This is a genomic window from Rhizobium sp. BK661, from assembly GCF_024808825.1.
GTDB lineage: Bacteria > Pseudomonadota > Alphaproteobacteria > Rhizobiales > Rhizobiaceae > Rhizobium.
Map to the genome: position 1 here is coordinate 26779 of NZ_JANTYT010000019.1, position 13337 is coordinate 40115.

19 protein-coding genes and 2 pseudogenes are annotated in these 13337 nt (G+C 57.7%); 9 read left to right on the top strand and 12 right to left on the bottom strand.

Features of this window, described 5'->3' with window-relative positions:
- Window positions 1-551 precede the first annotated feature (551 nt).
- Together FHX16_RS25495 and FHX16_RS25500 are read left to right on the top strand one after the other, a co-directional pair.
- Window positions 552-989 (top strand): universal stress protein, encoded by a 438-nt coding sequence (locus FHX16_RS25495; protein ID WP_183864990.1) that lies wholly within the window; start codon window positions 552-554, stop codon window positions 987-989.
- Between the two features lie 16 nt (window positions 990-1005).
- Complete coding sequence (locus FHX16_RS25500) at window positions 1006-1308, top strand: hypothetical protein (protein ID WP_259131044.1); 303 nt, start codon at window positions 1006-1008, stop codon at window positions 1306-1308.
- 208 nt (window positions 1309-1516) lie between these two features.
- On the opposite strand, the gene FHX16_RS25505 is transcribed toward FHX16_RS25500, so the two are convergent.
- Window positions 1517-1813, bottom strand: a complete 297-nt coding sequence (locus FHX16_RS25505) for a transposase (protein WP_310503153.1) — start codon at window positions 1811-1813, stop codon at window positions 1517-1519.
- 333 nt (window positions 1814-2146) lie between these two features.
- On the opposite strand from FHX16_RS25505, the gene FHX16_RS25510 reads away from it, so the two are divergent.
- Together FHX16_RS25510 and FHX16_RS25515 are read left to right on the top strand one after the other, a co-directional pair.
- Window positions 2147-2611, top strand: a complete 465-nt coding sequence (locus FHX16_RS25510; RefSeq protein WP_058321991.1) for a DUF1348 family protein — start codon at window positions 2147-2149, stop codon at window positions 2609-2611.
- Between the two features lie 2 nt (window positions 2612-2613).
- Window positions 2614-3237, top strand: a complete 624-nt coding sequence (locus tag FHX16_RS25515; RefSeq protein WP_058321992.1) for a TetR/AcrR family transcriptional regulator — start codon at window positions 2614-2616, stop codon at window positions 3235-3237.
- A gap of 138 nt (window positions 3238-3375) precedes the next feature.
- Here FHX16_RS25515 and FHX16_RS25520 read toward each other — a convergent pair whose 3' ends face one another.
- Entirely contained in the window at window positions 3376-4311 is a 936-nt protein-coding gene (locus FHX16_RS25520; protein WP_183865008.1) for an ABC transporter ATP-binding protein, read from the bottom strand.
- A gap of 393 nt (window positions 4312-4704) precedes the next feature.
- Between FHX16_RS25520 and FHX16_RS25525 the strand changes: the two are divergent.
- The 4 genes and pseudogenes from FHX16_RS25525 to FHX16_RS25540 all read left to right on the top strand — a co-directional run.
- Window positions 4705-5238: pseudogene (locus FHX16_RS25525) on the top strand (ethanolamine ammonia-lyase light chain EutC); the annotation flags it as partial.
- Window positions 5239-5713: 475 nt separating this feature from the next.
- On the top strand, window positions 5714-5968 hold the full coding sequence (locus tag FHX16_RS25530; protein ID WP_183759216.1) for a type II toxin-antitoxin system Phd/YefM family antitoxin: 255 nt from the start codon (window positions 5714-5716) through the stop codon (window positions 5966-5968).
- Window positions 5968-6408 carry a type II toxin-antitoxin system VapC family toxin gene (locus FHX16_RS25535; RefSeq protein ID WP_259131051.1) on the top strand — a complete coding sequence of 147 codons (441 nt, stop codon included), beginning with the start codon at window positions 5968-5970 and terminating at the stop codon, window positions 6406-6408. Before FHX16_RS25530 ends, FHX16_RS25535 begins: the two co-directional genes overlap by 1 nt.
- 66 nt (window positions 6409-6474) lie before the next feature.
- Window positions 6475-6612: a manganese efflux pump gene (locus tag FHX16_RS25540; protein ID WP_246720248.1), complete on the top strand. Its 138-nt coding sequence runs from the start codon at window positions 6475-6477 to the stop codon at window positions 6610-6612.
- A 225-nt stretch (window positions 6613-6837) separates the two neighbouring features.
- Here the strand turns inward: FHX16_RS25540 and FHX16_RS25545 are convergent, their stop codons facing one another.
- The 10 genes and pseudogenes from FHX16_RS25545 to FHX16_RS25590 form a co-directional block, all read right to left on the bottom strand.
- Window positions 6838-7266 (bottom strand): PRC-barrel domain-containing protein, encoded by a 429-nt coding sequence (locus FHX16_RS25545; RefSeq protein ID WP_183759218.1) that lies wholly within the window; start codon window positions 7264-7266, stop codon window positions 6838-6840.
- A 134-nt stretch (window positions 7267-7400) separates the two neighbouring features.
- Window positions 7401-7943 (bottom strand): DsbA family protein, encoded by a 543-nt coding sequence (locus FHX16_RS25550; protein ID WP_183759219.1) that lies wholly within the window; start codon window positions 7941-7943, stop codon window positions 7401-7403.
- Entirely contained in the window at window positions 7930-8421 is a 492-nt protein-coding gene (locus FHX16_RS25555; RefSeq protein ID WP_259131054.1) for a redoxin domain-containing protein, read from the bottom strand. The genes FHX16_RS25550 and FHX16_RS25555 overlap by 14 nt, the downstream gene beginning before the upstream one ends.
- A 20-nt stretch (window positions 8422-8441) precedes the next feature.
- Window positions 8442-9053: an HdeD family acid-resistance protein gene (locus FHX16_RS25560; RefSeq protein ID WP_183759221.1), complete on the bottom strand. Its 612-nt coding sequence runs from the start codon at window positions 9051-9053 to the stop codon at window positions 8442-8444.
- Between the two features lie 320 nt (window positions 9054-9373).
- Window positions 9374-9496 (bottom strand): annotated as a pseudogene (locus tag FHX16_RS25565) (antibiotic biosynthesis monooxygenase); the annotation flags it as partial.
- Window positions 9451-9735, bottom strand: a complete 285-nt coding sequence (locus FHX16_RS25570; RefSeq protein ID WP_310503151.1) for a cation:proton antiporter — start codon at window positions 9733-9735, stop codon at window positions 9451-9453. The pseudogene FHX16_RS25565 and the gene FHX16_RS25570, both read right to left, overlap by 46 nt.
- 277 nt (window positions 9736-10012) lie before the next feature.
- Window positions 10013-10666, bottom strand: a complete 654-nt coding sequence (locus FHX16_RS25575) for a BON domain-containing protein (RefSeq protein WP_183759223.1) — start codon at window positions 10664-10666, stop codon at window positions 10013-10015.
- A 208-nt stretch (window positions 10667-10874) separates the two neighbouring features.
- On the bottom strand, window positions 10875-11378 hold the full coding sequence (locus FHX16_RS25580) for an Hsp20/alpha crystallin family protein (protein WP_183864997.1): 504 nt from the start codon (window positions 11376-11378) through the stop codon (window positions 10875-10877).
- Between the two features lie 14 nt (window positions 11379-11392).
- Window positions 11393-11776, bottom strand: a complete 384-nt coding sequence (locus FHX16_RS25585; protein WP_183758829.1) for an Hsp20/alpha crystallin family protein — start codon at window positions 11774-11776, stop codon at window positions 11393-11395.
- A 13-nt stretch (window positions 11777-11789) separates the two neighbouring features.
- On the bottom strand, window positions 11790-12227 hold the full coding sequence (locus FHX16_RS25590) for an Hsp20/alpha crystallin family protein (RefSeq protein ID WP_183758831.1): 438 nt from the start codon (window positions 12225-12227) through the stop codon (window positions 11790-11792).
- 191 nt (window positions 12228-12418) lie between these two features.
- Between FHX16_RS25590 and FHX16_RS25595 the strand changes: the two genes are divergently transcribed.
- A complete protein-coding gene (locus FHX16_RS25595; protein ID WP_259131062.1) occupies window positions 12419-13336 on the top strand; it encodes a J domain-containing protein in 918 nt (305 codons plus the stop codon).
- Window position 13337: the final 1 nt, after the last annotated feature.

Here is a 13337-nt window from a genome sequence, read left to right on the forward strand (position 1 = left end):
ATCGCCGCTTAGAGCCAACGCTACCCGACCGGCGTGCGACACGCCAATCGTTCCCTGCACTGGCTCGCGACGACCCCAGATAGCGCCCCGATGAGCCCGTTCTTGTCCATACCAGCAGAGGTCTCGGCGGCAGCCGTTTCAAACAACTCGGGGCGTGCGCATCGACGCGACTAGGAATGAGTTTCGACTTGCCGATGCCCTTCGACGTCCATTTCGGCAACCCCCGGCCGGTGAACCTTTATCGCGGTTGCTATCTGATGACATCGCTGAAACGAAGATGCATGACGCTAGCCGAATTTGGATCGAATACCCAGGCGCGCCAATGTGGCGAGGCCATATCCGATGGGCTGGGGACTTCTCGGTTCTCATCTCGGCTCCGCCCCCTGCATTCTAAAGGGCTCTTTTTCACGACGACAAATTGGCTCGCATTGACCTCCTTAAAGGTGAGCGGATGCGTAGTAGCCCCGGCAGAAACTCAGACAAGGAATATTGACAAGAATCAAAGAAAGACGGGCGTCGTGCCTTAGAATGCCGCTAGGAGGAAATAGACCATGTTTGCCAAGATTCTCATTCCAACCGATGGGTCCAAACTTGCGGTCGCGGCCGCGGAGAACGCCGTGGCTTTTGCCAGGGATGCCAACGCCTCGGTCGTCTTCGCTCATGTGCTCGAACCCTTCCGGATATTCACAACCGACAGCGACAAGCTGACGGCCAGTCAGGAGGATTATGATCGGCTTTCGGATCAACAAGCGGTGCAATTCCTGGCCGAGGTCGAATTGCGCGCACGCCATCAGGGCGTTGCAAGCTATACCGTGAAGCTCCGAAAAGAAGAGATTCACGAAGGCATCATTCAGGCCGCCATCACCAATGGCTGCGATCTCATCGCATTGGGATCCCATGGTCGTGGAGGCGTCGCTGGCCTGATTCTTGGAAGTGTCACGACGAAAGTCTTAAGTCATTCCCGTATCCCGGTACTCGTATACCGATGAAGGCACCGAAGGGCAATTGAACAAGGAAGGTGCCGGCTATCGCCGAACGCGAAAAGATACTGGAGGCGAGCGTCGACTTTCAACTCAATCTGATGGATTCGGCTTTGCAATTTCAGATAGCGTCCTCGATTTTTTCGTAAGACGCCGCCAGAAGGACGCAGAGATCCTGGGTGATCTCGTTCGGAGCTTGGAGTACAACGACGCATTGGACGGTGCTGGCGATTTCGTGCGTGTCGCCGGGGATTACGCCTCCGAGGCGAGCAAGATGCTGTTGATTGGTTCGAATTTCGCCCCTCAAGCAGCAAATAGGATCCGCTAAAATGCCAGCGAGATTTGGAGAACCAGGCTGCGCGTACCGCCGGGCCAGGCATCCCAGTCGGGGGCATTCTAATTTTGATGAACCGTCCCTGAGGACATCTGTATGTGAACCAGCGAAATTTCACGTTGCCGCCGCCACTGTCGTGAGACCAGACCACGGAAAGGGAAGCCTTGTGAAAGTAAATACAATGAAACTTGTTTTCGGATGTTCACGGCCATCCGAGGCGATTGAACATCCGCTCAATACGGTTTCGGTCCTTGTAGGCCCGGTAGTCGCAGGCAAGCGGGTTCTTGCGGTTGGCCTTTGGCGGAATGACCGACCTGATCCCATGGATCAGGAGTTCTTCACGCAGGAAATCGCCGTCATAGCCTTTATCGGCAAGGAAGAGCTTCGGCTTGCCGACCGGTATCGCCAGCAGATCATGAACGGCGTTGTAATCCGAAGCCTCGCCACCCGTCAGGATGAAGCCGAGATGGCGTCCTTGACCGTCTGCACGGGCGTGGATTTTTGTCGTAAAAACCGCCTTCTAAAAGGCAGTTTTGAATCGCGCTTCCGCTAATTTGGGAATCAGCTTGGGTAACAGGACCTGGGCCAGATTAACTCCGTCTTCAAGACAATACGCTGTCGCGTACGGCCTCCCTCGCGATCGCGCCAGAGTGAGAACGCTCCGGCCTAGTCGGTAGCGGCCGCTAACGAGTCTACCACGTGCCGCTCCAAATCGATCTCAAACAGCCAGACGGAAATGCCACTTGACAACCACATGTTCATACGAGAATGTACCGATCGGTAAACAGATTACCGCACGGTACAATCCCATCAATTCAACAAGGAACTAAAGATGTCACGTCCCCCACTCCCCCCCTTCACCCGCGAAAGCGCCATCGAAAAGGTTCGGTTGGCCGAAGACGGCTGGAACACTAGAGACGCGGCGAAAGTCGCTCTGGCCTATACGCTCGACACCCGCTGGCGGAACCGCGTCGAGTTCGCGAGCAATCGCGAAGAAGCTCAGGCATTTCTGACACGCAAGTGGAACAAGGAGCACGAATACCGCCTCATAAAGGAGCTATGGGCTTTCACCGGTAACCGCATCGCGGTACGCTACGCGTATGAATATCGCGACGATGGCGGCCGCTGGTACCGCGCATATGGTAACGAGAACTGGGAATTCGCAGAGGACGGCCTGATGGCGCACAGACACGCGAGCATCAATGAAATGCCGATTGCTGAAAGCGATCGTCTGTTCCACTGGCCTCTTGGCCGTCGGCCGGATGATCACGCCAGCCTCAGCGATCTGGGCCTCTAATCATGGCCCGCATGGTCGCTGAAAGAGCCGACGCCATAGCCCCGTTGGCCGAAGTTTTCCGCGAACATGGCTACGAAGGCGCAAGCCTTGCCTTGATCGGCAAGGCTACCGGTCTCGGTAAGGGCAGCCTCTACCACTTCTTCCCGAACGGAAAGGAAGAGATGGTGCGGGCTGTTCTCGGCGAAATCGGCCAATGGTTCGAGGATGCCGTATATTCCCCGTTGCGTAACGAGAGCGATGTTAATGGTGCCATCCGTGCCATGCTCGCCTCGACGGACCAATATTTTCGGTCCGGCAGGCGCGTGTGCCTCGTCGGTGCCTTGGCAGTGGCCAATACGCGTGACCTCTTCGCGCAAGCTATCCGAGGTTATTTCGTAGCTTGGGTGGACGCATTGCAGTCAGCGCTTATTCGGCAGGGCCGTGAAGCCGATCAATCGCGCCTCCTCGCGGAAGAGGCAGTTCTCGCTATCCAAGGAGCAATTATTCTTTCTCGGGCAATGGACGATCCAGCCGTTTTCCAACGGGCTATCGACCAACTCCGGGGACGATTGGTGATCGAAAACGATACCTCTAACTACGAGGGCACAACCGACGTTTCACCGCAAAATGAAGGTCGGCTTGTCTAAGATTAGCGGAGATATCAACACAACGCGGAGCGGCAGGATTTCGGGCAATCTTGCCACTCCACGAGCGGTCAAAGGCCAGCGGCAGGAGTTTCGGCAAAGCGTCCGCAGGGAGACGGGACAAAACTTTGTCACCAGAGCCTAGCCTACGGGCGGAAAATGGCTATTGTTCGCCGTGCTAGCATCCCGAATAAGCTCGTACTTCACCTGCGTAACACGCAGATCCCGGTACCAATCGACCAGCGCACCCCACGGGTCTGACACCTTGTTGAGGCCAGCTATAAACGCAACTACCGTGCCGATTTCTACCTTCCCAGTTATGACATAGTAGCCTCCGAGCGCGAAAATTCCTGCATATCCAAGCTGAAACATCAAATTCATCAGAAAGTTCAGCGCGTACTTCAGTCTGTAAATACTCATGTTCGTTGAGAATAGGCGCTGGACTCGGGCGGCCTGGTGTTTTGGCGACTTTGGCGAAGCATGATCAACCATTTCCTCGCTGAGGTGCCGCATGACGGTGATTTTAGTCTTTACGCGCTGGTTGATGAGCCCCTGCAGAATGGGAACGAGGACGGCCTGCGGTATGAACACCGCAATGACGGCAAGAGCGAGTAGCGGCTGCAGGTAGATCATGTAGCTGCCAACCGCCAGAAGTATGCCTGCCTGCAGTATTGGCTCGGACATGCTGGTTCCGACAAACCCGCCGACCGGTTCGGCCTCGGCGAGTACTATCGACATTTCGACGCCTTCCGCCAAGGTCGTAAGATCTTGAGAGTTGTATTCTCTCGCGTCGATGACTGTCATGCGAAGCCACCGGACCGCGACCTCTCCAATCCAGCCTCGGTATACGTTCAATACCAGTTTGATACCGCCTTCAGCCAAGACGAGCGCAAGATAGGCAGCCACGAGAACGAGGATCGTGTTCAGGCTTACCCCTTGCGTCGCACCGTTAACAATTCGTCGCTGAATTTCGAGCGGGAAGATGCCTATGGCAAATAGTAGGACTGACAGAAGTACCAAGAGGGTCTGATGACCCCGTCCCATTTTCCAGATGAAGCCGGAGAGCCACCGCGGCATTGTGTCTCCACGGCGAACTTGCGATACCGCCTCTGCCTCTTCTCGTTGAGCCGGTTCGCGTCTGGTCTCTATTCTCATGCTGGTGTCCTCCTTGACGTGCATTCAGCCAGATTGTCGAGACTCCATCATTGACTCACCGCAATGTCTGTCGATTGAGGTTGGCACTGTCCTAGGGGCCAGATGCGGACGAACGGCTATCTCTCTGGAGGCGCGGCGGCAGAAATCCGGGCTATCATCCGCAATAAGCGCTAGGGCACGATTGAGATAGTGACCTACCGCAAAGACGCTAACACGTTTTGGAACAGTCCGATCCGGCGATGACGGACAGCTCGCCTAACGGACCCAACTAGGTCGTGCTGACAAACACGAAAATAAGGGATCTCTACGAGCATCCATCCGGATTCAGGCGAAAAGCTGAATCCGGAAGCCATTGCAAACATTGAAAGGATAAGGGATTCTTGGGGCAACCTGCCCAAGGGCCAGATTGTTATCTCGGACGGCCTCAACGCCAAGGCCATCATGGACGACTTACACCTTGCCCCTATCTGGAGGTGATGCGTAGACTGCTTGCAGAGGCCGACGTGCCGACGAGCGACAGCAACATCCTCGTCACCGGCGGAAGGGTGCGGGCCGGCTACCGAATCGGTGAGTTGCTTTTCGAAAAAGCAGACCCCAACAGCTTGCGAGGGGTCCTTCACATCATCGGCGAACACCCCGGTACCATGCACCACGCCTATTCGGTTTATATCACCGTCGCCAGCGGCAAACGTTGGTCCGAGAAGCACATCGATCACGACATCACGAAGCTTGTGAGCAATGTCGCAGCTACGGCCCGCGCCGGCTAAGGAAGCAGCAAGAGAAATTTTGCCGATCATTCGGGAAATCGTCGGAAAGAGCGTGAATGGCAGCCGACGCTATCGTACCTAGAGCCGAAGGCGATGAAAGTCGTGTCGTCTGACCATGAAGCCGCGGCTCGCCTTCTTCTCCTCCACTACAATTTAGGTACCTGTCTGCAAGTCGACGCTGGCTCGCAAGCTTAATGCCGGCAATATCCACCGGTGCCTGCGATGAGCGTCCTAAGTAGGATGAGGCGGCCGGCATCCGGGCCGCCGAGCCTGACGAAGCGCCTCGCTGATGAGATTTGCGAGATCTGCTAGGGCGCCCTGCAGTCATACCGAACTCGAATTTTGCCGCGTGCCGGTATGGTTTGGGCTTTGTTATGAGACCAATGGCATCGGATGGGCAGTCGAGCGTCTGCAGATCAGCTTTGCGCGAGGTCGAAACATGCCTCGCCTCTGACACTTTACGACTTTTCTGCAGCGTCCCACCAAGGCGGCTCGGCTTGCATTTCCTGTCCCTAGATACTATATGTGGTTACGTAACCACATATATGAGGTTTGTCGTGACCATCACCACTCTTTCGGGCCGGGAGCTCAATCAGGATCTTGGCCGTGCAAAGCGCGCCACCAGGAATGGGCCTGTGATAATCACCGACAGGGGACGGCCTGCTCACGTTCTGCTGTCGTTCGATGAGTACAAGCGACTTACAGGTAAAATGCGGACGCTTGGCGATATGTTGGCAGCTTCGGGGGCCGAAGACGTTGACCTGATGCTCCCCGAGCGCGCAGAACGCGCCCAGCCGGTTGATCTCTCCTGATGTTTTTGCTCGATACCAACGTGGTGTCCGAACTGCGCAAGGTCGCGAGCGGCAAGGCTGATCCGAATGTCGTGGTTTGGAACGAAACCATCGATCCGGCCGAGGCCTTCATTTCATCTGTTGTCCTGCACGAACTGGAGATTGGTGTTCGGCTGGCGGAGCATAATGATGCAGCCGCCGGGAAAGTGTTACGAAACTGGCTGGAAAATACTGTTCTAACTGCGTTTTCCAATCGCATCCTGCCCTTGGACGAGGCCGCGGCAGTGCAGGCAGCCCAATGGCATGTGCCCAGTCCCAAACCGATCAATGACGCCTATATCGCGGCGACTGCCTTCATCCATCGGATGACGCTAGTCACGCGCAATATCAAAGATTTCGAAGGTATGGGAGTTACTCTTGTGAACCCGTGGGATCTGCCGACACAGCTTGTAACGGCTTAGTCTCGGTACTGACACGAAGCTGTCAGCGCTGATAAGCTGCGCTATAGGGCAAGAACAACTGATCCATTGGCGGACTGGCATGTCCTCCTGGTCTTCGTCGCGACAGCGATTGGAACCAGTCTTAACGCGATGGCGGTCGGTGTTTCACTCGCTTTCCTCCAGGTAACGAGGCAGACCCAGGACGAAACCACGGTCATGCGGTAACCAATCCGCGCATGAGAGCTTGCTCAGCCGTCGTCTCAGTTCCGCCTCCTACTTTGCACATCGCTCTGCGCCCGGCACATTGCCGGAATATTTGCTATGAAACAAAGGCTTGACAGCGCTCATGAGCTAGGAGACCGGTCCCGGCTTGTTCCGCGACGGAATATGGGTTTGAGGCTTGATCGCGCGAGGCGAAGTCTCCGTTCCTCATCGCGGGAGGCGCGCCAGTTACTTTCCTTCGTATTTGAACTCCGGAAGTTTCTGCAGCTCCTCCTTACTCCCCTGGGCGAGCACAATCTTCGAGCCGTCCGCGTTGACCTGCAGTGAATTGTAAGGGATAGCGACAAGGAAACCGCCGATGCCGAGAAAGCCACCTACCTGGAGAATTGCGAAGAGAACCTTCTCGCGATCGACGATGAGGTCATCGATTGATCCGATTGTCTCGCCAGTACCGTTCTTTACTTTGGCACCCACGAGTTTGGTAGCGCGGTAGCCCTTGGCTACTTCTTTCACATCCACGTCGACGATAACGACGTTTTGCGCGACTGCCGGCATTGACGACGGCAGGAAAATGGTGGTCGTCAACACAATATCCATGCCGATTGCCAATGCGAGGTGGGCATTGCGATATGTCTTTGAAGCGCTGTTATAGTGCATCTCGAATCCTCCGGGTTTGAAGTGTAGTGGCGGACTAGGTCTGATCCCATTCCTTCAGCTTCGTGGGTTGGATAAGATCTGGACGAAGCAGCCGTGATACCTTGACGCCCGTCAATATCTTCGAGATCGAGGCCTCATCGCACCGGAGCCAGGACGTCCATCGCGGTTTGGATTGAAGCGGCGAGCTCCGGTGCCGAGAAACCGCCCTGATGCCGCACGCCATTGACGAAGAACGTCGGCGTTCCGTTGACGCCGCTGCGGACGCCGCCAATGAAATCAGCCTGAATCTTGTCGGCATGCAGCGAGCGGGTAAGCGAATCCCGAAGTCCCATCTGAGACAACTGCAAGGTGCCGGCAATGGCGAAAAAGAGTTGCGTGCTCAGCCGATGCTGGTTCGAATAGATCGCATCGTGCATTTCCCAGAACCGGCCCTGATCTCCGGCATATTCAGCCGCCTCCGCTGCCGGCGCTGCGAGTGGATGGATCTCGACGAGCGGGAAATGCCGAAAGACGACACACAGTGACTGGCCATACCGGTTTTCCAGGGATCGGACGATTGGATTGGCGATGGCACAATAGGGACACTGATAGTCGCCATATTCCACGAGCGTGACGGCTGCGTTCGCTCCGCCACGACTGTGGTCACGCGAATTGACAGGAACTTTAAGCGTCGACATTTTTCTGCTCCAGGTTTGGCATTTGGTCGAGGGCGTTGAGAATGCCGTCTGCCCCGGGATTGACGGCGACCGGGGACAGGTGGCTCCATGCAATCGTGCCGTACTCATCAATGAGGAAGAGTGCGCGGGCGCTCTCGCCGACATCGTCGCGATAGGCGCCGTAAGCGCGCGAAACTTCTCCCTTGGGATGGGCATCCGAAAGCAATGGGAAATGCAGGTTCCGCTCCCGGGCGAAAGCCTGATGGCACCATGCGCCATCCACCGAGATCCCGACGAGTTCAGCGCCTTTCTTGCGGAATTCGGAGAGGACGTGGTTGTAGAGCGTCATCTGGTCGCCGCAGACCGGGCTCCAGTCCGCCGGATAAAAGGCCAGGATTACGCGCCGGCCCGCAAACTCGGACAGGGAAAGGGTCTGGTCGGGCGTCACGCGTAGCGTGAAACCGGGTGCTTTCGTTCCCGCAGTAAGAATAGAAGACATGCCTTTTCTCCTCTCATCGATCAAGCCGTGGCGGACGTGGCAAGAGTGCCCGGCAGGCCAGTGCTGCGGGACCGCAGCTTGTAAGCCAGGACGAGCAGCGTGGCGCCCAGTATGAGGGCATGCGCGCCGATCCAGAAAGTCAGCACCAACGCCCCGATGAAGGGCGAGATGGCGAGGAGTATGCCGAGAACGAGGCTTGCGATGCCGCCGATGACCAGCCAGAGGCGGCCGTGGTCGATCTTCAGCCGAAAGGCCGAGACCAGCATAAACGTGCCCGATACCAGGGCCCATGCCGCTACCAGGATGACGAAGGCAAGAACCGTAATGCCGGGCCACAGGAACGCAACCGCGCCGGTGACGATGCCGAGGATGCTGCTGAAAAGCAACCAGACCCAGCGCTCGCCCTTGCGCGCACCGCGCACTGACATGACAACCCCGAAGACGCCGTCGATGAAACTGAATGCAGCGAAAACCACCACAAGCGAGAGCATCGTTACCAAAGGCATCGCAAATGCAGCAATACCGAAGAGGATGGCTAGGGCGCCTCGCAATGCGACGACCCACCAATTCTTTGCAAGCACGTCGTTCATCTCGTTGATCTTGCGGCTATCGGTTGATGGGATGCTCGTCATTGTGCGCTCCGTTCGCGTCCGGGAAGCGTTTGTCGAATTCGAGACGCCACGTAAGAAGGATATGATCGCCGCGCCGCGCCGGCCGTGACGACCGTCAGTTTTTTACGATTTCTGCATAGGATCGCGGTGACCAGTTCCCCAAGGCAGCCCGCCACCCATGACGGTGGCAAGCGGTTGCACTGCCCTTCTCAAGGCAAACACCGGCGCGTTTTCGGAGTGCCGCATGCGCATGATATGCGGCCGGCGGATATGCCGGGACTTGAGTCCGCATATTTGTGCCAGCGATCACCTCTGGAAGTGACATGGTCGTCCGCGCCGCTTCACGGCAGCTTGGCTGCGAGCACATCAATCTTCTCGATCTGAGGCGGCGTGCGAAGCAATTCCCCCGCGCGCACCATCAATGCCTCGGCGACCTTTCCCGCGAGATGGGCGTCGCGGCCGGCATGACGGCTGCAGCGAGAAGAGCCGTGGTGGCAACCACCATCTGTTTCAGAATTGCCGTCAAGGCGATGGTGTCGCTCTGGGACCACGCGTCGGCCAGGATGAGCAGCGGGAGTATTGCCAGGTCTTGGAAAAGCAATATTCCGAGCGCGAGCCGCCCGTGCCGGCTGGTGATTTCACCCTGCTCAGCGAGTTGCTTCAGGGCGATGGCTGTCGACGACATGGCGATGGCACCACCCATGATCCGAGGCGGCGGCGCGAGGGTGATCCTTCGGGGTTTCAGCCATTTCGGTGGAATCTTGTCTTGCTGCTGTCTGCGGGCGGCCGAGACGCATGGGAATCCACGAGGGGATCACTCCCGGGAAACAATCCATGCTTGCCAGCGCAATCTGGTCTGGATCCATGGTCTCCGGCAGATGCGGTTCGGGGTCCCGTGTGCGGCTCAAGCTGCAAGCTCCTCTATCGAGGGATATCAGCCGGGCAGCTAGAAAGCCCGGCTGGTATTGAACGTTGATCGGTTACGGTGAGATGGTTATGCGGTTGTCAACCTTGGTGACGCCGGGCGCCCGCCAGGCCGCACGCTCCGCCTCCTGCCGTTCAGCCCAGGAGCGCACGGTGCCTGTCAGGGTCACCTCGCCGCCGCTGGCGGTCACTGTCACGCGGTTCGCATCGACCTCGACCATTCGCTTCAGCGCCGCCTCGATCTGGGACTTGACTTCCGTTGGCGTGACGCGCGGCTTTAGCGTCACCAGGTTCGAGATACCCTTGACACCCTTGACCTTTCGCACGGCCGCTTCAGCGCGGTTGCGTTGATATTCCCACTCGGCACTGCCTTCGAGGGTTACCCAACCGTCCTTGACGACGACCTTGAAGTTTTCGTGGGAGTAGGGAAGCTCGAACTTGAGTGCCTCCACGGCAGCGCGCGCGATCTCCGGATCGGGTTTCTCGTGGAGCGACGGCAGCCGAACCTCGATGTCGTTGGCGACACCGAGAACACCCTTGACCCGCTTTGTCGCTTTCTCGGCCTCATATTTCTGGGTGAAGCTGCGCACAAAGCCGCTGAGGGTGACGACCCCGTTTTTCACTGCCACTCCGATATCGGAAGCGTCGATATCCGGATCCCATTTAAGCTCGCTTTCCACATCACGTTTGATGTCGCTATCTGTTGTCATCTCGCGATCCTCTGCGTTAGTTGTTTAAGCTGCGCTGTAAAAGCGGCCTTGCTTCAGCAGCATCGGGAAGCTAGCTCACTTGTACGGCCTCCGACCTGACGGCCGTCAGTTTTGGTTGGGCGACCCAGAGTAAAGGCGGTACAGAACTAAAAAGTCCGCAACCGAGGACGGTTGCGGACAATATGGCGGGTTGCGAGGGGAGGACGGCTTAACCCGCCTGAACAGGAATGCGCTTTGTGTCTGCTTGCACTTCCCGTGACTTTGGAATTACGAGCGTTAACACACCATTTTTGAACGTGGCCGTAGCCGCATCGGGGTCGATTCCGTCGGGAAGAGGCACGGTACGCTCCATCGCGCCATACGCTCTCTCTCTGACAAGGACGCCGTTTGCCTCGGCTTTATGGTCGGATTTCTTCTCGCCACGGATCGTCAGCAGACCGTCGGTGATAGACACATCGATATCCGCGTCGCTCATGCCCGGCAACTCTGCCGTCACCGTGATCTCCTTGCTATTGTCGCTGACATCCACACGAACATCGTCCACTTGTGGCAGACGCTCCATCGCAGAAAACGGAAACGGCATCATTCGCCAGAAGTTTTCGAAAGCGCGGTCGACATCCAGTTGAAGCCCGCGCACGGGATCTGGGGGAGCAGAGCGGGCGGTTACGTCGCGGCCGGCGCCCCTCCTTGGAACGAGATCTGTGATTCTCATTGCGAAAACCTCCCTCATCCTGCCTTGACGCTGATCTTGGCGGCTGGCGAAGGCGCCGCTTTCGGCAGTGTAAGTTTAAGCACGCCGTCCCGAAACACGGCCTCGATTTTCGTTGTCTCGATAGGCTCGGAGACCGTGAAGCTGCGTTCATAGTTTCCATCGCGATACTCGGCATGTACCAGCGCATAACCTTCAGGCGCACTGGAGACTGATCGCGCTGAGACCCGCAAGACACGTTGGTCAAGTGTGACGTCGAGGCTGTCTGGATCCGCGCCCGGCATGTCGAGCAACAACCGGACGCCTTTCGGGTCCTCAACTATGTCGGTCGGCGGGGTGAAGACAGGCTCTGTCCGGGTGGCTTCGGCGGGCACTGTCCCGTTGGTTTGCTGGTCGGCCATTGCGGCGTTCTCCTCAGGAGCGGTTGACTGTTATCTTGTGCGGCCTGTCCGCATCCGGGCGGGGCAGATCCAGGCGGAGCACACCTTGCTTGAACTTCGCCGTCGCACGGTCGCCGTCGACGCGGAATGGCAGGACGAGGTTTCGGGCGAACGCGCCGGTGGTGCGTTCCTGGCGGTGGACAACTGCGTCTGCGAGCGGCTCGGCGGGTCGCCTGCCACGCAGAGTAACCGTGTTCTGATGGACGGAGATATCCAGTTCTTCTGGTATCACGCCAGGTATCTCGGCCGTGATCACCGCTCCGTCAGCCCCGGCCCAGATGTTCATCAAGGGGAACTCAGGAGCCGCCGCCAGCCGGAGATTGTCAAACAGACGGCTCATGTCAGTTTGTGCGGACCGCATCTGGCGCAGCGGGTCTAACCATCTTCCCGTGTTCTCGATATTGTGCAGCATGCCGATCTCCCTTTTTATGTCGGATGAAGCTTCGATGTCTCCACAAGGTGCATCCGTGCCGCCGAGGTGACATTGATGACCGTCAGTTTAAAGTTGGAAAAATCCGTGTAACTGCTTTTGTCGTTTTGGCTTAGTTCATCAGCGGTCTTCCTCCCGCCGAGGGAGCATTCACGAAGGACAGGTCTGCATCGATGGCAATGAGCGACCGCGATCCCTACGAGATCCTTGGCGTCAAGCGCGACGCGTCGCAGAACGACATCCAGCGGGTCTATCGCCGCAGGGCAAAGAAGCTGCATCCTGATCTCAACCCTGGAAACAAGCAGGCTGAACAGGACTTCAAAGATCTGTCCGCAGCCTACGAGATTCTGCGCGATGAAGACAAACGCCGCCGTTTCGATAGCGGCGAGATCGATTCGACGGGCGCTGAGAAGCCCGAACGTCGATACTACCGCGACTTCGCAGATGCCGGCGCCCGCGGCAGTACTCACGAGAACGGCGCAGGATTCGCGGACTTTGGTGGCGACGACATATTTTCCGAATTTTTCTCCCGCCGCGGGCGTTCGGGTTTCCGCATGTCCGGCGCGGACGCCCGGTACACTATGGAGGTCGACTTTCTCGATGCAATTAATGGCGGCACACGCCAGGTGACGCTATCCGACGGACAGACGCTCGAAATCCGTATTCCGCCTGGCGCGCGCGACGGTCAGACTCTCAGGCTGCGCGGCAAGGGCGGTGCTGGCGAAGGGGGCGCGGAGGCGGGTGACGCGCTGATCGAGCTCCACATTCGTCCACATCCTTTCTTCCGCCGCGAGGGTGATGACATCCGCCTCGACCTCCCGATCACGCTCAATGAGGCGGTGCTCGGCGGCAAGGTCAAGGTGCCGACGCCGGCCGGCCCGGTGCTAGCGATCGTGCCCGAGAACTCGTCAAGCGGCAGGACGCTGCGTATGAAGGGAAAGGGTGTGCCTCGGAGAAGCGGTACCCGGGGCGACGTCTACGCCACGCTGAAAATCGTGCTCCCGGAAAGACCGGACACCGAACTAAAGACCTTCGTGGCCGGCTGGTCGGTCGGCAAGAGATACAATCCCAGGCAAGGGATGGGAGTGTAGA